This window comes from Streptococcus sp. ZY171113 (assembly GCF_057748235.1).
On sequence record NZ_CM173243.1, the window covers coordinates 1,680,896 to 1,701,500 of the forward strand.

Consider the following 20,605-nt stretch of genomic DNA (forward strand, 5'->3'; position numbering starts at 1 on the left):
CCTTGATTAGTCCGCCAGCTTTTTGTACTTGGCAGCCTTCTCACGCTCGGCTTTGTTGAGCAATTGCTTACGCAGACGGATGGATTCTGGGGTAACTTCCATGTACTCGTCGTCATTCAAGAACTCCAGAGACTCTTCCAGGGTCAAAATGCGTGGGGTCTTGATGACAGAGGTTTGGTCCTTGGTTGCAGAACGGACGTTGGTCATCTGTTTGGCAGTTGTGATGTTAACGGTCAAGTCGTTCTCACGCGAGTTTTCACCGATGATCATGCCCTCGTAAACTTCCGTACCAGGGTTGACAAAGATGGTACCACGCTCCTCAATCCGCATGATGGAGTAAGTCGTTGCTTTACCTTGGTCGATAGACACCAGGGCACCACGGTGACGGCCACCGATTTCACCTGGAACAACTGGCAGGTACTGATCAAAGGTGTGGTTCATGATTCCGTAACCACGGGTCATAGAGAGGAACTCGGTTGAGAAACCGATCAAGCCACGGGCTGGCACCAAGAAAATCAGACGGGTTTGACCATTGCCGACCATTTGCATGTCCAGCATGTCACCCTTACGCTCAGAGAGAGCCTGGATGATTGACCCTTGGTATTCTTCTGGAGTGTCGATTTGTACCCGCTCGAATGGCTCGCACTTGACGCCATCAATGTCCTTGATGATAACTTCTGGACGAGACACTTGAAGTTCGTAGCCCTCACGACGCATGGTTTCAATCAGGATAGACAAGTGAAGCTCACCACGACCCGATACGGTCCATTTGTCTGGTGAATCGGTGTTTTCAACGCGGAGGGAAACGTCGGTTTGGAGTTCAGCCAAGAGGCGTTCTTCCAGTTTACGAGAGGTCACCCATTTCCCTTCACGACCCGCAAACGGCGAGTTGTTGACCAAGAAGGTCATCTGAAGGGTTGGCTCGTCGATACGAAGAACTGGCAGGGCTTCAACCGCATCAGTCGGCGTTACGGTTTCACCAACGAAGATGTCTTCCATACCAGAAACGGCAATCAAGTCACCAGCCTTGGCTTCCTTGATTTCACGACGCTCAAGGCCGAAGAAACCAAAGAGCTTGGTGACACGGAAGTTTTTGGTCGTGCCGTCCAGTTTGGACAGGGTTACCTGGTCACCAACCTTGATGGTTCCACGGAAGACCCGACCGATACCGATACGGCCAACGAAGTCGTTGTAGTCCAAGAGCGATACCTGGAACTGGAGGGGCTCGTCTGAGTTGTCAACAGGAGCTGGAATGTGCTCAATGATGGTGTCGAAAATCGGAGCCATGGTTTTTTCCTGGCTGGCTGGGTCATCTGACAAAGATGAGGTCCCGTTGATGGCAGACGCATAAACCACTGGGAAGTCCAGCTGGTCGTCATCGGCACCCAGCTCGATGAAGAGCTCCAGCACCTCGTCCACAACTTCTGCTGGACGAGCAGACGGCTTGTCAATCTTGTTGATCACAACGATTGGGGTCAGGTTCTGCTCCAAGGCCTTTTTCAAAACGAAACGGGTCTGAGGCATGGTGCCCTCGTAAGAGTCAACCACCAACACAACACCGTCAACCATTTTCATGATCCGCTCAACCTCACCACCGAAGTCCGCGTGTCCTGGCGTGTCCATGATGTTGATGCGGACATCGTTGTAGGCAACGGCCGTGTTCTTGGCCAAGATGGTGATCCCACGCTCTTTCTCGATGTCGTTGGAGTCCATGGCCCGCTCAGCCAACTCGGTCCGCTCATCCAGGGTTTGTGATTGCTTGAGCAACTCGTCAACCAAGGTCGTTTTCCCGTGGTCAACGTGGGCGATGATGGCAATGTTACGAATATCTGTTCTTAAAGTTGTCATATAATCCTCTATTTTCTAGTTTAACTGAACAATTATAGCATACTTTTTGGAAAATAGCAGAACAGACGATGGTGTAAATGTTTTCAACTTTTTTCTGTCGTCAGAATTAATCTAGTCTTTCTCTTAAAACATCAAAGAAATTTTCCCAACAAATTTTTATGATGACCTATTGTTTGGTTTTTTGTGTTGTTTTGTTTCTGAAATTATTGGAAGAAGCCAATTTGTGAAACTTTGTTGAAACAAAATTGAAAAACAGTCGTTTTTTTTTTTTTTTTTGAAAACTTTTTTCAAACAAAGAAGCAAAATGTTTGACTTTTCAAAAGGATAATCTTATAATAAAATAAAACAGAAGAGGTGAAATCTATGACAAACCATCAAAACCACTTACATAGCACTGAAAAAAATTTCCGTTACGGTATTCGAAAGTTTAAATCCGGTGCTGCATCAATCGCCATTGCTTCTAGCTTTCTATTCTTAGCTACACCATCAGTCCAAGCCTTAGAACCAGAGGCTCTTTCCGTCGAGGTGGTTAGCGACAAAGAGGTGGTTAGCGACAAAGAGGTGGTTAGCGACAAACAGGAACAAGATAGCAATCAGATGTCCCAAAACACTTCCCAGGAAACAGCTCCCCCTCAGACTTCTCCACGCAATGTTGCCAATCTTGAATTCGATAATGAAGGTGAATTGTCGTTGACAGATGAATTTAGTCATGAACCAACACCTGAAACACCTCCAGTTACTAACTCAGTAATAGAACCTGTCACCACAGTTGAACAAACTGCTCCCAGTGTACAAACAACTGTCCACGAAATCTATACCTTTACTCAAGCACCTTTCGATATACCAGTTGCTCTTGTAGCATCTTCTAGTCCTGTTGAGGCCAGTATTCAAACCGTCACTTCCAATTCTTCTAATCCTCTATCAGAACTTGAGGCAACAGCAAATGGACATCTTGTTGGTCAAATTACCACACCCGGTTTACATCACCTGCAAATCTCCTACACTAATCAAGGAGGACAAACCACAACTGAAACAATAACCGTTCACGCTCTGGAAGTTAGAGCTTTAAAATGGGCTCGTTTCTTTAATGCTCAAATCACAAACGAGCAAGTTCTTAACAACGTCCTTGTCAATCTAGGTAATGATACGACAATCGCTCCAGAACAAATCACCAAACGTGTCTTAACATCGCTCAGTGATTTTCCAACAAGTACTGAACGCATTGAAGTTGAAATTAGTTTGTCAAACGGCCTATCTACAATTGTCGATGCGACTCCAATTATTAACCGCAAACCATTAATTGAAGCTGTTGAAACAGCAGCCCGTAACAAACGACTTGCACTAAGTAGCAATCGCGAATTGACAAGGGAAGAAAAAGCAGATTTACGAGCAACTATCGAGCTTGAACGCCAGGCAACCATAACAGGTATCCAATCATCGCCACTTTCACAGGTGCTTGCTATCCAGACAGAGGGACTAAAAAAACTGACAGCAATCAGTCTTAACTCTCCCTCAAAAACGGAAGCCCGCCTAAGCTTAACCCAGCTTGCTAATGAGAAAAAAGAGGCACTCAACCGTCGTGAAGACCTGACAGATGAAGCTAAACAAGCCGCTCAAGCACTTCTAAACCGAGAAACCATCAAATTACGTGATGCAATTGCCAAGTCTCAAACAAAAGCCGAGATTGCTATTGTCAAGCGTAAAGCAGCTGAAGTCATTCAAGGAATCAATCCAGTCGCTGATAAAATTATCAAACCGGTTCTTCCCCCAACAGTGTCGACCACCTCAGAAACTCCTGCTGATGAGCAAGCGTTACGGGATATTATCAATGATGAAGCTCGTAAAAAACGCCTCGCTCTGACCTTCCATCACGATTTAACTGTTGAGGAAAAAAACGAAGCACGTTTAACCATTGAACGTGCTCGTCAAGCCGCCTTATCCAACCCTTATTCCGCTCAAGAACTTGAGGCTCTCAAAGCTATTACTCTAAGCTCCCCTCTAAAAACTGAAGCTCGCCAACGTTTGATGCAGTTGGTTGAAGAGAAAAATGCAGAGCTGGAAGGACGTTCAGATTTAACAACAGCCACTAAGCAGGCTTCACAAACCCGCCTTAAACGTGAACTCATCAAACTTCAAGATGCCATCAATAAGGCAAGGACAAATTCTGAGGTTGCTATCGTCAACCGTTATATTAAAAAAGTCATTCAGGCTATTGTCCCTTAAAACAGATAACTTGGTGTAACCTACCGTCATATCAACCAGCTCATCAGCACAAATCATTAACGATGACCAAGCCTTACTGGACATCATTAATGATGAAGCCCGTAAAAAACGGCTGGCTGTCAGAGCCAGCCGTGACCTGACCACTGAAGAAAAGAATCTTACTCGCCAAGCCATTGAACGAGCTCGTCAAGCAGCTCTAGCCAATCCTAGCTCACTCCAAGAGGCTGGGCAAAAACTAGTTTCAGAATAGAAAAACGAGCATTTCCGCAGTTGGAGATGCTCGTTTTCCCATGTCATGGTTTATAATTATTATAACCACAAAACAACTAGAAAGCCATGACGATGTATAAAGAGTATAACACAAATCAGTTGAGTTTGGAACTAAATCTTGCTTACGATATTCCGATGACGCCGAGGCTAGGCTCATCAGTCTTTTTGTGGACTGTATCCCTCATTCTGTTTTACTGGAAGAGAAGTCTAACACTGGCCGTCCGGCCTTTCATCCTGCCATGCTCATGAAGATGACCCTCTTCGCTTATGCCCGCCAGGTCTTTTCTGGTCGCAAAATCGTGCAAATGAACGAGGAACTGATTCCCATGAAATGGCTGATCCAGGAGACCTATGTCAGCTACAAGACCATCACTAATTTTCGTTCTAGTAAGCATGCCAACAACTTGATTAAGACTGCCTTTATCCACTTCCCCAAAACAGTTTATTTTTTGGTGGATAACTTCCCCATATAACAGAGAAAAAGCCCTCAATTCTGAGGACTTTTCACCATTTATTTCACTTTCCCATCCCAGTTCTCAAAGCCGTCTTGGAGAACATAGACATCTGTGAAACCTGCTTTTTTGAGGCTAATGGCCGCATTAGCCACTGCCTGACTGCGGGTCGTGTCGTAGAGCAAGACAGGTTTATCCTTGCGGAGGGCCGATAGGGATTCCTGAAATTGCAGAGCAGGGAAATTACGGGCCCCCAAGATATGAGCTTTCTTGAAGGCTTTTGGCTCCCGAATGTCAATCAACTGACCCGTTCTCAAAATAGCCTTGAAATCCTCGTTGGACAGGTAGGTAGCTGCGTTTTTCACTCGGAAATGATTCCACACCAGGTAAATCATAAGGGCGGGAGCTACCAACCAAGCCATAAGGGTTGTAAAGAGACTAGACATGACAGACCTCCCTTACTTGACAAACTGACTGGCCAGGCTAGCAGCACCGATGATACCCGCATCGTTACCCAGCTCTGCCATTTTCAAAACCGTGGACTGCCGCACCTGAGGGAAGGCAAAGCGGGTGAAGTTGGCCGCAATCCGAGAACGGAGGAACTCGCCCGCCGCAGAGACGCCGCCGCCGAAAACCACGCTGTTGGGGTTGAGGATGTTGGAAATGTTGGCTGACGCCAGACCCAGGTAGTAGGCCACCTTGTCCACCACGCGGTTGGCAAAGGCATCGCCGCTCTCGGCCGCCACAAAGATGTCCTTGCTGGTCACGGTATCGCCATTGTCGATGGCCGCCTTGATGGCAGAAGCCCCCTCATAGCTCTCGGCCAAGAGACGGGCCACACGGACCACGCCAGTCGCCGAAGCCACGGTCTCCAAGCAACCCGTGTTGCCGCAGGTGCAAGCAAAGCCACCGTCTGGCTCCACGATGATGTGGCCAATCTCACCACCAGCACCCGCCAGGCCGTGGATTAAGTTGCCGTCAGCGATGATGCCACCACCGACCCCCGTGCCCAGAGTCACAAAAACCACGTCCGGCTGGTTGTCCCCAGCCCCGACCCAACGCTCGCCCAGGGCCGCCACGTTAGCGTCATTGTCGATGGCAAAGGGGATCTTTAGGGCTTGTTCAATAGCAGAGCCCACTTCCTGGGTTTTAGCCCAGTTTAGGTTGAAGGCGCCCGTGACCGTTTTTTTCTCACGGTCAACCGCACCAGGCGAGCCCATGCCAATACCAGCGATGTCTGCCGCCGTCAGGCCGTAGAGCTCTAAGCGGTGCTGGATGGAGGCGATGATGTCAGGCACGATGTGCTTGCCCTCGTCCAAAATGTTGGTCTCAATGGCCCACTTGTCCTGAATCTGACCATCCAGGGTCAAAAGCCCAAATTTGACGGTCGTCCCGCCCAAATCAATACCCAGTAGTTTTTTTGTCATTTATAGTTCTCCTTTTTCTGTCTGAGGTGGTGTCAGATGATGCTGTGGTCTAAGAAGTCGTCTCTGTTATAAGATACCCTTCTTCCGCATTATTGTTCTAGAACAAAATCCGAGTTGGAGCTGTTGCTACTCCTCACCAACCTGGTCAGTTTATCCCAACTTGTTTTCTTCCCGCTGGCTTTCCAAACGGTGTTCCCGCCGCAAAATCAATTCGGCGACAATGAAATCCTCTCGGTCCAACAGGCCACCGTCATAAAGCCACTTGAGCTCTATGCTCATGACTTCAATATCGTAAAGGCGTTTGCCCATGTAAACAATCAAGCCAAAGCCTTTCAACAACTGTTGCACATCATAGAGGGTTTTCATGCTCTTAGTTTACCAAAAAGTTTCACGATTTTCAAGTCATTTTTTGAAAACGGTTGCTACGGTTGAGAGACACACTTAGCGACTGCACCGCTTTCAACTTTCTAGCAAAGCTGACCAAAATATGGTAAAATAAAGAGAAAACCATTTGAGGAGGACCACATGGAAGAACTGAAAAAACAGGCTGGACTAAAGGCCGCTGAATACGTCAAAGATGGCATGGTTGTGGGTCTGGGAACAGGCTCGACCGCCTATTATTTTGTGGAGGAAATCGGCCGCAGGGTCAAGGAAGAAGGCCTTCAGGTGACTGGGGTAACCACTTCCAGCCGAACGACTGCTCAGGCTGAGGGCTTGGGTATTCCTCTGGTGTCGCCTGATGCGGTTGACCGAATTGATGTGACTGTTGATGGGGCCGACGAGGTTGACCCAAACTTCAACGGCATCAAGGGTGGTGGCGGTGCCCTGCTCATGGAAAAGGTGGTGGCAGTGCCGACTGACCATTACATCTGGGTGGTTGATGAGACCAAGCTGGTCAGCCAGCTGGGAGCCTTCAAGCTCCCAGTTGAGGTGGTTCAGTTTGGTGCTGAACGCCTGCTCCGCCATTTCGCCCAAAAAGGCTACAAACCGGCCTTCCGGGAAACTGAGGGCCAGCGCTTCATCACCGATATGGGCAACTTCATCATCGACCTGGATTTGGGGGCAATCGCTGACGCAGAAGCCCTCGCGGCGGAATTGGACACCACAGTCGGTGTCGTGGAGCACGGCTTGTTTAACGGCCTGGTCGATACCGTGATTTCGGCAGGCAAGGACGGCCTGACCGTTTTAGAAAGAGGAAACTAATGTCTAAATTTGAACGCATTCATGTCATTGTCATGGACTCGGTGGGGATTGGTGCCGCACCTGACGCTGACCAGTTTTTTAACGCTGGGGAAAACGACACCCAGTCAGATACCTTGGGTCATATCGCCGAGACCTCTGGACTCAAGCTGCCTAACCTGACCAAGCTGGGTCTGGGCCATATCCCTCGTGAAAGGCCTCTGGCAGGCATTTCTACGGAAAATGAGCCGAGCGGTTATGTGACCAAGTTAGAGGAAGTCTCTTTGGGCAAGGACACCATGACCGGCCACTGGGAAATCATGGGCCTCAACATCACCGAGCCTTTTGACACCTTCTGGGACGGTTTCCCTGAGGAGATTTTGGTCAAGATTGAGGAGTTTTCAGGCCGCAAGATTATCCGTGAGGCCAACAAGCCTTATTCTGGTACGGCTGTCATCGATGATTTTGGCCCTCGCCAGATGGAAACAGGCGAGCTGATTGTCTATACCTCAGCTGACCCAGTCCTCCAAATCGCTGCCCACGAGGAGATTATCCCGCTGGAGGAACTTTACAAGATTTGTGAGTACGCCCGCTCCATTACCTTGGAACGCCCAGCCCTCCTGGGTCGGACTATCGCCCGCCCTTATGTGGGCGAGCCGGGCAATTTCTCTCGCACGGCTAACCGCCACGACTACGCTGTGTCGCCTTTCCAAGATACCGTCCTTAACAAGCTGGCTAATGCTGGTGTGCCGACCTACGCTGTCGGTAAAATCAGCGACATCTTCAACGGGTCTGGCATTACTAATGATCAAGGCCACACCAAGTCTAACAACCACGGTGTTGATGTCTTGATTGAGACCATGAAGGACGCAGCCTTTACCCGTGGCCTGTCCTTCACCAACCTGGTGGACTTTGATGCGGTTTACGGCCACCGCCGTGACAGCGATGGCTACCGTGACTGCTTGGAGGAGTTCGATGCCCGCCTGACTGAGATTTTCGAAGCTATGGGCGACAAGGACCTGCTCCTGATCACCGCTGACCACGGCAACGACCCAATCTACGCTGGTACTGACCACACCCGTGAGTATGTTCCCCTTCTGGCTTACAGCCCAAGTTTGACTGGTTCAGGAGTCCTGCCAGTCGGCCACTTTGCCGATATTTCAGCGACGATTGCTGACAACTTCGGTGTGGACAAGGCCATGATTGGCGAGAGTTTCTTGGAGGCTTTGGTTTAATAGCAGGAGGGACAATGCAGAAATCGGTAAGTCAGGCATCCGATTTTGTCGTACTGCCCCCGCACGGTTGAGTCGGTTTCTCACAGTCATTTGGCCAAGAGAAGCCCCTCAAGCACTGTTCCTTGATTAGAAGTCTATTTTTGCTAAATTGGGAGAAAATGAGATGACGACACCAGTAACTATCTACCACAACCAGGCCTGCAGCAAGTCCCTCAAGGTCTTGGATCTCTTGACCGAGGCTGGCTACGAACCGACAGTTATCAACTATTTGACAGAAGTGCCAAGTGTCGAGGAGCTAAAAGCCCTCAACCTGCCAGCCCAGGACTTGATTCGCCAGACCGACCCGCTCTATGCGGAGTTAGGACTGCCAGAAGATTTGTCTGACGAGGACATTTACACCACCCTGACCCAGCACCCATCCCTCATTCAACGGCCGATTGTTAAGACAGCTAAAGGCAGTCTGATTTGCCGACCTGTGGAGCGAGTTTGGGAGTTGGTGGAGAAGACACCATGATTGAAAAAGTCGAACGCTTGATTGACCAAATCAACCAGATTCATCACCAATATTCTCAGGATTATTTTGAGACGGGTAAGGTGGAAAAGGTCAACCTATCTCATACCTTATCCAAAGTGCCTTTGGACCATATTTTGTCTTATCGGTTGAACCTGCACGAGGTGATTAACGATTACCTTTATCGGGCAGACGTTAAGGATATCCATTTCTATTATCGTGTGAAGACGACTGAATCTATCGTGGATAAGGTTGCTCGCTATCAAGCGAGAGAAACTAAATACCCTGTCAATAATATCTTGAATGATATTTTTGGGGCACGAGTGATTTTGTCATCGGATCAAATTGGGAAAGTTTTGACGTCCTTGGACGACTGGAAAAATCAGTACGGTCTCAAAAATTGGTACCTGAGAGATGTTGATGGTTATGTTGGCATCCATGTTTATTTCAAGAACAAGAACAATTTCTACTACCCTTGGGAATTGCAAATCTGGGATGAGAAGGATGCGGAAGCTAACATCGCCAGTCACATCAAACACAAACGACATTTTGTTAAATAAGGAGAACCCATGTCATTACTAGAAAAGATTAGAGAAACCCAAACCTTTTTGGAAGAAAAGGGCATGACTGCACCAGAATTTGGCCTGATTTTGGGGTCAGGTCTGGGTGAGCTGGGCGATGAGATTGAAAATGCCATCGTCCTGGATTACGCTGATATTCCTCACTGGGGGCAATCCCATGTGGTCGGCCACGCTGGCAAGCTGGTTTACGGCGATCTTTCTGGCCGTAAGGTCCTGGCTTTGCAAGGCCGTTTCCATTTTTATGAGGGCAACCCCATGGAAACCGTCACTTTCCCTGTTCGGGTCATGAAGGCCTTGGGATGCCATAGTGTCATCGTGACTAACGCCGCAGGCGGCATTGGCTTTGGCCCAGGAACCCTCATGGTCATCAAGGACCACATCAACATGACGGGCACCAACCCTCTGATTGGCCCTAACTTGGACGACTTCGGCCCCCGCTTCCCCGATATGTCGGACGCCTACACCAAGGCTTACCGAGAGCAGGCTTTCGCTGTTGCGGGAGAATTGGGGATTGCTCTGTCAGAGGGCGTTTACCTGGGCGTGAGCGGCCCTACCTATGAGACACCAGCCGAGATCAGGGCCTTCCAAACCATGGGTGCCCATGCGGTTGGCATGTCCACGGTGCCAGAAGTCATCGTGGCGGCCCACTCAGGTCTGAAAGTTCTGGGTATCTCAGCCGTCACCAACTTTGCAGCAGGCTTCCAATCTGAACTCAACCACGAAGAAGTGGTGGAAGTGACCCAGCAAATCAAGGGCGACTTCAAACGCCTTGTTAAGGCCATTTTGGCGGCCTTGTAAAAACGATAAAACAGAGGAGTAAACACATGAAAAGCTGGCAAGTTAATGTTTTTGCCTTCTTAGCAGGGGCCAATTTGGTTCTAGCACTGATTGCCTTTCTGCAAAAGGACAGTTTTTGGAATAATCTGCTCTTTGCTTTGCTGTTTTCGGCTATTGCTTGGGGCAATCGGCGTGAGAAGTAGGCTGATGTGTCGTTGAAAAAGGAGACGGTCTATGAAAAAATCGACGGTTCAACTCATTTGTGTGGTTTTTGGACCCAGTGCTCTTTTTGAAAGCTACCAACAATTTACCAAGGGTAAGCCAGAGTTGGGTTGGCTATTTCTGGTCTTTGCCTTGGGATTTGCTTGCCTATGGTTTATCCTAAACAAGCAGAAGAAATTTTAGGAGTTCGATATGAAAACCCCTAACTTTTACCTTGTTGCTGCGACCCTCAATGGTCTCATCGCCATCTATCATCTTGTTTCTGGCAAGGGCACCCTCAGTATGGGGCATCTTGTCATTACTGTCAGTCTGCTAATCCTCTGCAAAAACACTAAAAAACCCAAACTAAGCGACCGCAGTCGCAGATGAATTTATCATCAAAGAAAGGAATGAGAGTTTGTTCATCTGATTTGAACACGAGCGAAAAGCTCGCTCACCTTTCTGACACTTAGTTATACGATTTATTATCAAAGAAAGGACAGGGCACTGGGTTCATCTGATTTGAACTCGGGCTAGAGGCTTTGTCAAAAAGATAACTCGCCTTAGACGCAAGCGTCGTCACTTGAGTTCCTGTTTTGACTGTGCCTCTTTAACGCCCTTAGTATCATTATTATGTCTATCCACATTTCAGCAAAACCAGGCGAAATCGCCGATAAAATCCTTTTGCCAGGTGACCCCTTGCGAGCTAAATTCATCGCGGAAAACTTCCTTGAAAACGCCGTTTGCTTTAACGAGGTTCGCAACATGTTCGGTTACACCGGTACCTACAAGGGCCACCGCGTTTCTGTTATGGGAACCGGTATGGGCATGCCGTCCATCTCGATTTATGCCACGGAACTGATTCGTGACTACGGTGTTAAACGCCTGATTCGTGTCGGCACAGCTGGAGGCCTCAGCCCTGACATCAAGGTGCGTGATTTGGTGCTGGCTCAGGGAGCTGCGACCACCTCAGCCATCATCCGCAACGACTGGCCAGACTACGACCTGCCACAGATTGCGACTTTTGAGCTCTTGGACAAGGCCTACCACATTGCCAAGGACCTGGGCATCAAAACCCACGTTGGTAACGTCCTGTCCTCTGACCTCTTTTACTCCGAACGCCTCTTTGCCAAAAATCTGGAGCTGGGCAAACTGGGCGTCAAAGCGGTTGAGATGGAGGCCGCTGCCCTCTACTACCTAGGGGCCAAATTTGGCGTTGAAACCCTGGCCATGATGACCATCTCTGACCACCTCCTGGACCCTAGCCAGGACACAACAGCTGAGGAGCGTCAAAACACCTTTACCGACATGATGCAGGTCGGCTTGGAGACCTTGATTGGTGACTAAATCCCCTGCCTTCAAAGAGCTCCTGGCCATCTACGCCTACCAGCCGGCCCAGGTTTTGACGGCTGGCCAGCTCTCGCCCGATATGGCTCTGCTCCTGGCTTCCCTGGTCGAGCGGCGGGAACTCAACGTGGCCTTTCTCTATGACCGTTTTGGGGAAATGGCAGAGCTGCTAGACCACTACGGCCTGCCCCCACTCAGTCCCAGCATGGAAGAGGAGTTGCTGGTCAACTACCTCTATGACTTGGAGGCCAAGGTCAAGTCAGGCCAGTTGATTGACTTTGTCCGTGCAGTTAGCCCCATCATCTATCGGCTCTACCTGCGGCTGCTAACCCAGCAGGTGCCTGACCTGAAAAACTACATCAAAAACGCCAAAAATGACCAATATGACCGCTGGCTCTTTGACCGAATGACCGAGAATAAAGACCCAGCCATTCAAGCCTTTATCAGTCGCAAACGAGATAGTCGGGTCACATCCAGTAGCCTCTTGGATGTTCTGGACTTGACCACGGTGTCTGAGGAGATTAAATCAGCAGCTCGGCTATTGCGGCAGCTGGAAAAAAATGTCCGCAATCCCCTGGCCCACCTGATTAAGCCCTTTGATGAGGCTGAACTCCATCAGACGACAGGCTTCTCGTCCCAGGTCTTCTTGGAAAAACTGATTTTTCTGGCCCAGGCGTCAGGTTTGACCTACGACCAGACCAGCTTTTACTTTGACCAGGCCAATCACGTCCTGCTTAAAGCACATGATGATAGCCCTAAAAAGACCTGAGCCAAGCTCAGGTCTTTTAGACTAATAAAAATATCGCAAGAAGGGTTAAGAGGTAGGCAAAAAGGGCCAAAAAGAAGTTCCACCGCCAGAATAATTTGAACCATTTTCGATAGGAAAAATGGTCTGAGGCTTTGGCCAACCACAGGGTCAAAATGATGGCCAGTACAGCCACCAAAACAAGGTAATGGGGGAGAAAGGAATTGCCGAAAAAAGATTTTGAGACCAGGACAAGACTAAGAGCGTAAAGTGGCCAGGTCAAATCCGTTACCAAAAAGGTCTTGGTTTTCAGAGGAATGGCAGTATGAATCCCTTGAGCTAAAAGAGGCAGGGTAAAAACAAGGCTTGCGGCTAATAATTTATAAATCATCATACTCCTATTGTAGCGTGAAATGGAAAAAATGTAAACTCACCGATGGGCAACAGTTGCTAATTCCCTAAAAAATTCTTCCTGTAACGAGACAACTTGACACCGTCTTGAATTTTTGTGACAAAAGACTGATTAATCTTCCAGACGACTGACTGTCCAGACCAAAACCAAACCTTGTTTCTGAGGAATTCACCAGTTTCTTCAACTGCTCACTGTTTTCACTGGCTACGTCGTCTCACTCCTAGCATTTTGACAGTTCCTGCATAGACGGAACGAAAGCAGCAAGCTGGACGCTTAATCTGCAGATTTCTCTAACAAACCAACTACCTCAACGTGTGCTGAGAGCTTTCTTCTATACTAATAGACGAAAGGGGGTGAAAGAGATTTTAGAATGATACTGTGGAACGGAAAATATAATCTTGAGCTTCACTTGCTACTTTTTATTTCTTTACTTAGTAAGCTCAGTTTTTCTTTAATATCTATCTTGGTTTGTAAAATTAATTCATTAATCCATACTGTATCATCATTTCTATATGGATCTTGAAAAAACCTTCGTATAAATTTTTTCAACTGAGTACTAAATAACCATCTCAAGTTAGAACTATCGTTTATTATATTGAAATCTATGACTGTTTGCTTTGCATCAACACTAGCAAACAAATATCTTAGTATCAAGATATCGCAAAAAGTAAACGGCATTATTTCATCTTCAAACTGTAATAGAGACATATACGGCCCTCCATATTTAGTATCGTCTGTTACTAATGAACAAGCCCCTAATGTCTGAGCTAAGGAAATTGCGTAAACCTCACCTAAATCACCAGCACTATATAGTATTTTATTTTCTTTAACCTTTTCTCTGAAAATATTTAGAACTTCTAATTCCCTTAAATATTCTTCTGTATATAATTTTATTCGTCCACATGTAATATCAGAATCAACCAAATGTAGAATATCTTTACCATGGTTATTCAGCTCAATGTTTCTAATCTGCTCATAAATCAGTATCTCATCCTTGAAAAAGTCGAACAATATTTCTTGACAATTTGCTCTATAAAAGTGAATAATGACATTTGTATCTAATGAGGCTTTCAATACTTTAAACCTCCAATTAGTTCATCTAAATCACAATCAGTCTCTGAATTACTTTTCAACTCATCGCTAATATCATCGATTGTTAAATTATAATATTTTAAAGTTTTTTCCAACGTTTCTTTAGGAATCGCATTATTATTATAATTAAAAATTGCATAGTCAATATATTCAAGAGGTATATCGACAACTTCACTTACAATATTTAATTTTGAATTTCCACCAACACTCCTTAAAAGATTCCCAACTTTTTTTTCAATCTTCTCACTATCAAGTTGAAGCTTTTGTTCAGGTGTAATGAGTTGTAAACTTTCAAGTCTGTTTAATGCCATATCAAAACTAACATTAAATTCAGACATCATTATAGCAATATCTTTTGCAGAAAGATTTTCCTTAGATGCATTATCTAACTCTAAATCCAGAAAACGTCTTATTTCGTCTTCTGGCATCAATAAGCAAGCAGCAAAATAATTCGCTTCTTGTTCTTGTTCATTTACATTTAAACCACTGACGGTTTGTGAATTATCTATAAATGAAGTGTTCGACGTAAAATGTAATACAATATGTCCAATCTCATGAGCTAGTGTAAATATCTCCCGAGATAGTCGCACACTGCTATTTGTAAAAATAATTTTATCTTGATTTCTTTTTACTGTAAATCCTAAATCAGCAGTTTCTCCTAACGGATATCTAAATACTTTATACCCTAATCTTTCACAATCTTTGAATAAATCAACAATACCGTATCTACTCGTAATACAGTTTTCCCTCACAGCATCTACTTTTTTACGAATATATTTCTTTCTACTATTTTCCATCAACACACCTAATCTTCAAATCCAGTAAGTTTTTTGTACATGTTTTTATTTGCATAAAATAAATCCAGCATATCAAAAATTTCATTAGATGCCCACTCTGTCTCTCCCACTCTAAATGCTACACTGGGTACTTCATCCAAAACTCTCGTTATATCTCCAACTGTAACATCAAAAACAGCAGCAATTCTAGATAGTATATCCAGTGTGATATTATTTGTTCCTTTTTCTATTCTCGCATATTTTTGACGACTCACACCAATTTGCTCAGCAACAAACTCTTGATTTAAATTTTTTGCATTCCTCAAAGACCTAATACGGCCACCTAATATTTCATTCATCATTGTTCCTCCATTATTTCCTAACATAATTTTACCAAAAAATATAACTTTGTTCAACCAGAATGTTATAAAACCATAACATTCTGAGCGATATTAACTTGTAGCCATTTCACTTATAGGTAGGAAGTAAATAGAACCTGGCTGGAAAATAACAGTTTAGGCTTATAGCTCCTTACAGCATCCCCATTTAACGCAAAAAGGCTGTAACCACAATGGTTTCCCACTGTCGTCACAGCCTTTCTTTTTCTCTATAAGTCTACCTCAGTTCCTTCCAGAACGCGAACCGTGATGTCGCCATCAAGTCCTATCCTGATATGGTCTAGCACTCGGCACATATCTGAGGGGTTGAAGTCTATCTGCTCCTGCCTAAGCAGGTCACTCAATGCCATGCTGTAGTGCTTATCCAGTAGGCGATTCTCTGCTAAGATTTTCTCCCACTTGCCATCAAGAAAATCAATGTTCTCGCTTAGTAGCTCTAACGCCTTTATGAAAATCTGCTCGAGTGTCGCCTCATCCAAATGGCTACTGTAACACCCTTCCACTCCCTTTATGCGATAGCGGTTGTTACATTGCCAAACTTTACGTTTCCCTCGGCTGGTTGACCAATTCTTTCGTCCAAAGGCAGAGCCGCAAGCTTCGCAGAACACCTTGGTGGTAAATGGGTTGTTCTCACTCTGCATGATATAGGACTTGAGCTGATGTTCCTCTCGGTAGTTTTTGCACCTAGCGATTTCCAATTGAACAGTCTCCCAAGTCTCCTCATCAATGATGCCCTCATAGCTGTCTTCCACATAGTATTGGTTAACCTGTCCATCATTGGCAATCCGTTTCTTGGTCAAAAAGTCAACGGTGTAAGTTTTCTGAAGTAAGTCATCCTCTTTGTACTTTTCGTTCTGAAGCATTTTGAGGATGGCTCCTGGACACCAGTTTGCCTTGCCTGACCAACCCTTGACGCCTTCCTTATTGAAATGCCTTGCGATGAGTTCTGGATTGTAGCCGTCAAGGTACATGTCATAAATGTCTTTTACCACCTGGGCTTGTTCTGGGTTGATGATGAGCTTACCCTCTTCATCCTTATCGTAACCCATGAACTTGGTCGCATTGACTTGCACTTCTCCTCGCTCGAAACGTTTTCGAATACCCCAGGTCGCATTCTCTGAAATGGAGTGTGACTCATCCTGGGCTAAGGAGGATAAAATGGTAAGAAGTACCTCGCCCTTGGCATCCAAGCTATCGATGTTCTCCTTTTCAAAGGTAACCCCAATCCCAAGTTCCTTGAGTTCACGGACACACTTAATGCAGTCCAAGGTGTTTCTCGCAAATCGAGAAATAGACTTGACTAGGATGCGGTCAATTTTACCTTCCCTACAGTCTGCTATCATGCGGTTGAAGCCCTCACGCTTCTTGGTATTGGTTCCTGAAAGCCCCTCGTCGGTGTAAATGTCTACCAAGTCATAATCGTCATGCTGGACGATATAATCTTGGTAATGTCGCACCTGGTTCTCATAACTTGATAGCTGTTCGTCTTGGTCGGTGGACACTCGACAGTAGGCGACCACCCTCAACTTGGGGTTGAGTTGGTGTGTTGTCTCCACCTGCACCTTCTTGGCAGGTATAAGTGTAATCTGCTTTGCCACGGTCGTTCTCCTTCTTTTTGATGGTGTATTGTTTTGTCAAGTCCAGTTTCCAACTATCCAATAAGGACCCTTTGATTTTTATACCCTCGCAAGTTGACTTCCCCTGTTTAAGATAAGTCGCACATATCCAAGTGGGGGTGCGATAGGGAAGCTGTCGGCGTAGGCTTTTCTTACAGTAAGGGCAGAAGAGCTTTCCTGTATAGGGATAGCGTTTGGCATAAACTGCTGGGTTGGTTGTCCCCTTTCGCTTCTGTCGGCACTCCTGGGCTTGTTGCCACAATTCTTTGGAAACAATAGCTGGGTGGTGATCTTCCATGTAATAACTATCTACCGAACCTTTGTTCAGTAAAGTATGATGGCCAAGTGATGGGGTATAGAATTTTTGAAAGTGCCAATCCCCTTTATACTTTTCGTTACTTAATAAATTTCGGATGGTGCTTTCGTGCCATTGACGATTGGTTACCGTCAGCACCTGATTCGCACTCAGCTCTTTGACAATACGATTTGCCCCTTTTTCCTGAAACATAGGCTTCGAAAATACGCCTTACAATCTCAGCTTCTTTTTGGTTGATAACCAACTGCCTATCTACGACATCATAGCCCAAGAAACGCCTGGCATTAATATGGAATTCCCCTCGTTGAAACTTCTTCTGATAGCCCCATCTCACGTTAAAACTGTGGCTGGTTAACTCCTCCTCCGCATAGGAAGCTAGAACTGTTAACATGACCTCTCCTTCTGAAGAGAGAGTATGGATGTTTTGCTCTTCGAAGAAGATATCTACTCCCAAGAGTTTCAACTCACGGCCGACACTCAGAATGGTTTCCGTGTTTCGTGCAAACCGACTGATGGACTTGGTATGAATACAGTCAATCCGACCTTGCCGACAAAGCTCCAGCATCCGTTGAAATTCTGGTCGAGCTGTTTTCTTACCTGAAATCCCCCTATCCATAAACACACCAATAAAATCGACATCGCTTCTATCCTTCTAGTGATTGTGATAGTAGGCAATTTGATTCTCAAACGACGCCAGTTGTTCTTCTTCCATACTCGATACTCGAACATAAGCACAAACCCTTAATCGCTTCGGTTTCCTTGTTTTAGATTCAATTTTTCGAACCGTCATCTGTTTTCCTCCTACCACTATATATCACTCTAAAGCCTTTATTTATCAAGTCATAAGGGCTTAAGTCAAAACCACCCGTAAAACGGGTGGCTTGTACACCGCCTGTAAGGCGATTCCCTCCAGCCGCTTCTAAAGACGCTTACTGAACGGTGTTCAGGCTGCTTGATTACTTAGACTAGCCCGTTTAACGGGCTTTTATCTTGTTCTGAAACCTCCGTCCGAAAACGGTTCCTCATATTCTTTAACACTCAAGAATCGAGTGCAATGTCATTCCTCTCTTGCTCACGGATATACTTCGCCACTGTTTTCTCATTAAGACCAACTGTGCTCACGTAATAACCCCGAGCCCAAAAGAGCGATTTCCGTACTTATACTTCAAAGAGCATGTTTATCAAATATCATCAGAGCACTTTTACTTTTCAGATAACCCATAAAATCGGAAATCGCAAGCTTTGGTGGTATCAACACGAGCATATGAATATGATCAGGCATCATGTGTCCTTCTATGATTTCTACACCTTTGTAAAGACACAACTGCCGAATGATACTAATTAAATCTTCACGAACCTTGTAATAGATTGCCTTACGGCGATAGAAGGTGTAAACACGATATGATAGAGCACATCCATTTGGTGTGTGATAAGCTGTAACTGGTTGAGCCATTTCTCTCGCTTTCCCTTTTCTAGGCTCAAGCTCAACCAGTCCACTGGACTAGTTGAGTCCTCCTTATTTAGCCTGAACAAGACTTATCCTGGAAAAATAAATGGAAGCTAAAAGCCTTGTCAGCCACCAGCATAGCTGGTGGTTTTATTGTTTTTCTCTGCGAGAAAAACTGGCTGGAAGCCATAATAAAAAAGGCAAGAACACTCTAAACTGTTCTTGCCTAAGCAATAATGATAATGACGTATCTACTTTTTGTCTACGCAGTCAACCTCCAAATAGACGTTAACATCAATGAACTTTTTTTGAACCTTTTTTATATCAAAATTTGGTTTTTCAATAAAGACAAAATGCTTGAAGAAGTGCTTAAAATAAAGGATTTTTAGCCGTTCCTTCGTTGTAGCAACACTACGCACTCCACATGATGCGTCTGTGGAAAAAGATCAACAGGCTGCACCTTGGTCAGCTGGTAGCCCAGCTCAGCATAGAGTTTAACATCACGCGCCATGGTCGCCACGTTGCAGGAGATGTAGGTGATTTTTTCTGGGGCCATGGCTGCGCTGGCACGGATAAAGCTCTCTGTCAGGCCTTTTCGTGGTGGGTCAACCAGGATGACACTTGGTCTAATGCCCGCTTTTGACCAGTTTTCCATAGCGGATTCAGCGGTGTCAGCCACGTAGCTGGCATTGGTGAAGCCGTTGCGTTGGGCATTTTCTTGGGCGTCTTGGACAGCCTTTTCCACCACTTCAACCCCGTAAACAGCCTTGACCTGCTTGGCCAGAGAGAGACCAATGGTCCCAATTCCAGAATAGGCATCGATAACCACGTCGTCTGCACCTAAATCCGAAAAGTCAATGGCGGTCTGGTAGAGCTGCTCTGCCATTTCCGTATTGACCTGATAAAAGGACTGGGCCGAAATGGCGTAGGTATTGCCCAAGAGGGTGTCTTCAATGGTGTCGCTGCCGTAGAGGGTGGTGAAGTCAGGACCAAAAATAACATTAGTCTTTTGGTCGTTGATGTTCTGGATGACCGATACCAGATTAGGGAAGTCGGCCACCAGCCGCTCAATCAGCTGGTCAATGCGAAAGAGCTTGGGACGGGTTGTCACCAGAACCAGCATGAGTTGGCCGCTAACATGGCCACGACGGACCACCAAGTGGCGGATAAGCCCCGCCCCAGTCTCTTCATCATAGGGCTTGAGGTCAAAACGGCGGAGCAAGTCCCGTGTGGCATTGATGAGGCGGTCAATCTCTGGGTGCTGGATGTAGTAGTTCTCGATGGGCATGAGGTCGTGAGAATGCTTGCGGAAAAAGCCAGTATGGAGCTCACCATTAACCCGACGGACAGGAATGCTGGCCTTGTTGCGGTAGGCAAGTGGGTTTTCCATACCCAGAGTATCCGCGACAGGCACCTCAGTGATGCCTGCAATCTTGCTGAGTGTGGTCTCCACCTGCTTTTTCTTGAAGGCCAACTGCTGGTCATAAGTCAAATGCCCCAAATCCGCAATGCCAGTTCTCAGGTAGTCGCTCTTGATGTCCTGGTTGCGATGAGGTGATAGGCTATGGTAGGCCTCTACCTTGCCAAAACCAACCGTCTTTTTGACCTTCAAAACCCGCATGGCGATGGTCTCACCTGGCAAGGCATTGTCCACAAAAAAGACCTGGCCCTCGTGTTTGGCCACGCCTTGACCCTCGTGGGTCAAGTCGACAATCTCAACGTCAATCACATCATTCTTTTTTAACATGTCTT

21 protein-coding genes and 3 pseudogenes are annotated in these 20,605 nt (G+C 46.2%); 12 read left to right on the top strand and 12 right to left on the bottom strand.

The window, feature by feature from the left end; all coding sequences use genetic code 11:
* Positions 1–6: 6 nt before the first annotated feature.
* Positions 7–1,848 (bottom strand): translational GTPase TypA, encoded by a 1,842-nt coding sequence (gene typA, locus AC3ARB_RS07930; protein ID WP_488320037.1) that lies wholly within the window; start codon positions 1,846–1,848, stop codon positions 7–9.
* A gap of 363 nt (positions 1,849–2,211) precedes the next feature.
* On the opposite strand from typA, the gene AC3ARB_RS07935 reads away from it, so the two are divergent.
* Together AC3ARB_RS07935 and AC3ARB_RS07940 are read left to right on the top strand one after the other, a co-directional pair.
* Positions 2,212–4,071, top strand: a complete 1,860-nt coding sequence (locus AC3ARB_RS07935; RefSeq protein WP_488320038.1) for a DUF1542 domain-containing protein — start codon at positions 2,212–2,214, stop codon at positions 4,069–4,071.
* Between the two features lie 342 nt (positions 4,072–4,413).
* A pseudogene (locus tag AC3ARB_RS07940) lies at positions 4,414–4,772 on the top strand (transposase); the annotation flags it as partial.
* A gap of 80 nt (positions 4,773–4,852) precedes the next feature.
* Here the strand turns inward: AC3ARB_RS07940 and AC3ARB_RS07945 are convergent.
* The 3 genes from AC3ARB_RS07945 to AC3ARB_RS07955 form a co-directional block, all read right to left on the bottom strand.
* Positions 4,853–5,239, bottom strand: coding sequence for a rhodanese-like domain-containing protein (locus AC3ARB_RS07945; protein WP_488320039.1), 387 nt, complete (start codon positions 5,237–5,239; stop codon positions 4,853–4,855).
* Positions 5,240–5,251: 12 nt separating this feature from the next.
* Positions 5,252–6,220: an ROK family glucokinase gene (locus AC3ARB_RS07950; protein ID WP_488320040.1), complete on the bottom strand. Its 969-nt coding sequence runs from the start codon at positions 6,218–6,220 to the stop codon at positions 5,252–5,254.
* Between the two features lie 150 nt (positions 6,221–6,370).
* The gene (locus AC3ARB_RS07955; protein WP_488320041.1) at positions 6,371–6,586 is read right to left on the bottom strand and encodes a YqgQ family protein; all 216 of its coding nucleotides are present in this window, start codon (positions 6,584–6,586) and stop codon (positions 6,371–6,373) included.
* 159 nt (positions 6,587–6,745) lie between these two features.
* Between AC3ARB_RS07955 and rpiA the strand changes: the two genes are divergently transcribed.
* The 10 genes from rpiA (at position 6,746) to AC3ARB_RS08005 (ending at position 12,820) form a co-directional block, all read left to right on the top strand.
* Positions 6,746–7,423 carry a ribose-5-phosphate isomerase RpiA gene (gene rpiA, locus AC3ARB_RS07960; RefSeq protein ID WP_488320042.1) on the top strand — a complete coding sequence of 226 codons (678 nt, stop codon included), beginning with the start codon at positions 6,746–6,748 and terminating at the stop codon, positions 7,421–7,423.
* Positions 7,423–8,634, top strand: a complete 1,212-nt coding sequence (locus tag AC3ARB_RS07965; RefSeq protein WP_488320043.1) for a phosphopentomutase — start codon at positions 7,423–7,425, stop codon at positions 8,632–8,634. Before rpiA ends, AC3ARB_RS07965 begins: the two co-directional genes overlap by 1 nt.
* A gap of 163 nt (positions 8,635–8,797) precedes the next feature.
* Positions 8,798–9,148 carry an ArsC/Spx/MgsR family protein gene (locus AC3ARB_RS07970; RefSeq protein WP_488320044.1) on the top strand — a complete coding sequence of 117 codons (351 nt, stop codon included), beginning with the start codon at positions 8,798–8,800 and terminating at the stop codon, positions 9,146–9,148.
* Positions 9,145–9,705: a nucleotidyltransferase family protein gene (locus AC3ARB_RS07975; protein WP_488320045.1), complete on the top strand. Its 561-nt coding sequence runs from the start codon at positions 9,145–9,147 to the stop codon at positions 9,703–9,705. Before AC3ARB_RS07970 ends, AC3ARB_RS07975 begins: the two co-directional genes overlap by 4 nt.
* A gap of 9 nt (positions 9,706–9,714) precedes the next feature.
* A complete protein-coding gene (locus AC3ARB_RS07980) occupies positions 9,715–10,524 on the top strand; it encodes a purine-nucleoside phosphorylase (RefSeq protein ID WP_488320046.1) in 810 nt (269 codons plus the stop codon).
* Between the two features lie 26 nt (positions 10,525–10,550).
* A complete protein-coding gene (locus AC3ARB_RS07985) occupies positions 10,551–10,706 on the top strand; it encodes a hypothetical protein (RefSeq protein ID WP_488320047.1) in 156 nt (51 codons plus the stop codon).
* Between the two features lie 31 nt (positions 10,707–10,737).
* A complete protein-coding gene (locus tag AC3ARB_RS07990; RefSeq protein ID WP_488320048.1) occupies positions 10,738–10,908 on the top strand; it encodes a hypothetical protein in 171 nt (56 codons plus the stop codon).
* 9 nt (positions 10,909–10,917) lie between these two features.
* Positions 10,918–11,094, top strand: coding sequence for a hypothetical protein (locus AC3ARB_RS07995; protein ID WP_488320049.1), 177 nt, complete (start codon positions 10,918–10,920; stop codon positions 11,092–11,094).
* 243 nt (positions 11,095–11,337) lie between these two features.
* Positions 11,338–12,051, top strand: a complete 714-nt coding sequence (deoD, locus tag AC3ARB_RS08000) for a purine-nucleoside phosphorylase (RefSeq protein WP_488320050.1) — start codon at positions 11,338–11,340, stop codon at positions 12,049–12,051.
* Positions 12,044–12,820, top strand: a complete 777-nt coding sequence (locus AC3ARB_RS08005; RefSeq protein ID WP_488321548.1) for a LytR family transcriptional regulator — start codon at positions 12,044–12,046, stop codon at positions 12,818–12,820. Before deoD ends, AC3ARB_RS08005 begins: the two co-directional genes overlap by 8 nt.
* 16 nt (positions 12,821–12,836) lie before the next feature.
* Here AC3ARB_RS08005 and AC3ARB_RS08010 read toward each other — a convergent pair whose 3' ends face one another.
* From AC3ARB_RS08010 to rlmD, 8 genes and pseudogenes are all read right to left on the bottom strand, one after another.
* A complete protein-coding gene (locus AC3ARB_RS08010; RefSeq protein WP_488320051.1) occupies positions 12,837–13,187 on the bottom strand; it encodes a DUF3397 family protein in 351 nt (116 codons plus the stop codon).
* Between the two features lie 426 nt (positions 13,188–13,613).
* A complete protein-coding gene (locus AC3ARB_RS08015) occupies positions 13,614–14,282 on the bottom strand; it encodes a PIN domain-containing protein (RefSeq protein ID WP_488320052.1) in 669 nt (222 codons plus the stop codon).
* Positions 14,279–15,097 (bottom strand): ImmA/IrrE family metallo-endopeptidase, encoded by an 819-nt coding sequence (locus AC3ARB_RS08020; RefSeq protein WP_488320053.1) that lies wholly within the window; start codon positions 15,095–15,097, stop codon positions 14,279–14,281. Before AC3ARB_RS08020 ends, AC3ARB_RS08015 begins: the two co-directional genes overlap by 4 nt.
* An 8-nt stretch (positions 15,098–15,105) precedes the next feature.
* Complete coding sequence (locus tag AC3ARB_RS08025; RefSeq protein ID WP_488320054.1) at positions 15,106–15,438, bottom strand: helix-turn-helix transcriptional regulator; 333 nt, start codon at positions 15,436–15,438, stop codon at positions 15,106–15,108.
* Positions 15,439–15,683: 245 nt separating this feature from the next.
* Positions 15,684–17,036 (bottom strand): recombinase family protein, encoded by a 1,353-nt coding sequence (locus AC3ARB_RS08030; protein WP_488321549.1) that lies wholly within the window; start codon positions 17,034–17,036, stop codon positions 15,684–15,686.
* A pseudogene (locus tag AC3ARB_RS08035) lies at positions 16,939–18,196 on the bottom strand (recombinase family protein). Before AC3ARB_RS08035 ends, AC3ARB_RS08030 begins: the two are co-directional and overlap by 98 nt.
* Before the next feature lie 195 nt (positions 18,197–18,391).
* Positions 18,392–18,821 (bottom strand): annotated as a pseudogene (tnpA, locus tag AC3ARB_RS08040) (IS200/IS605 family transposase).
* 417 nt (positions 18,822–19,238) lie between these two features.
* Positions 19,239–20,600 (bottom strand): 23S rRNA (uracil(1939)-C(5))-methyltransferase RlmD, encoded by a 1,362-nt coding sequence (rlmD, locus tag AC3ARB_RS08045; RefSeq protein ID WP_488320055.1) that lies wholly within the window; start codon positions 20,598–20,600, stop codon positions 19,239–19,241.
* Between the last annotated feature and the right edge of the window lie 5 nt (positions 20,601–20,605).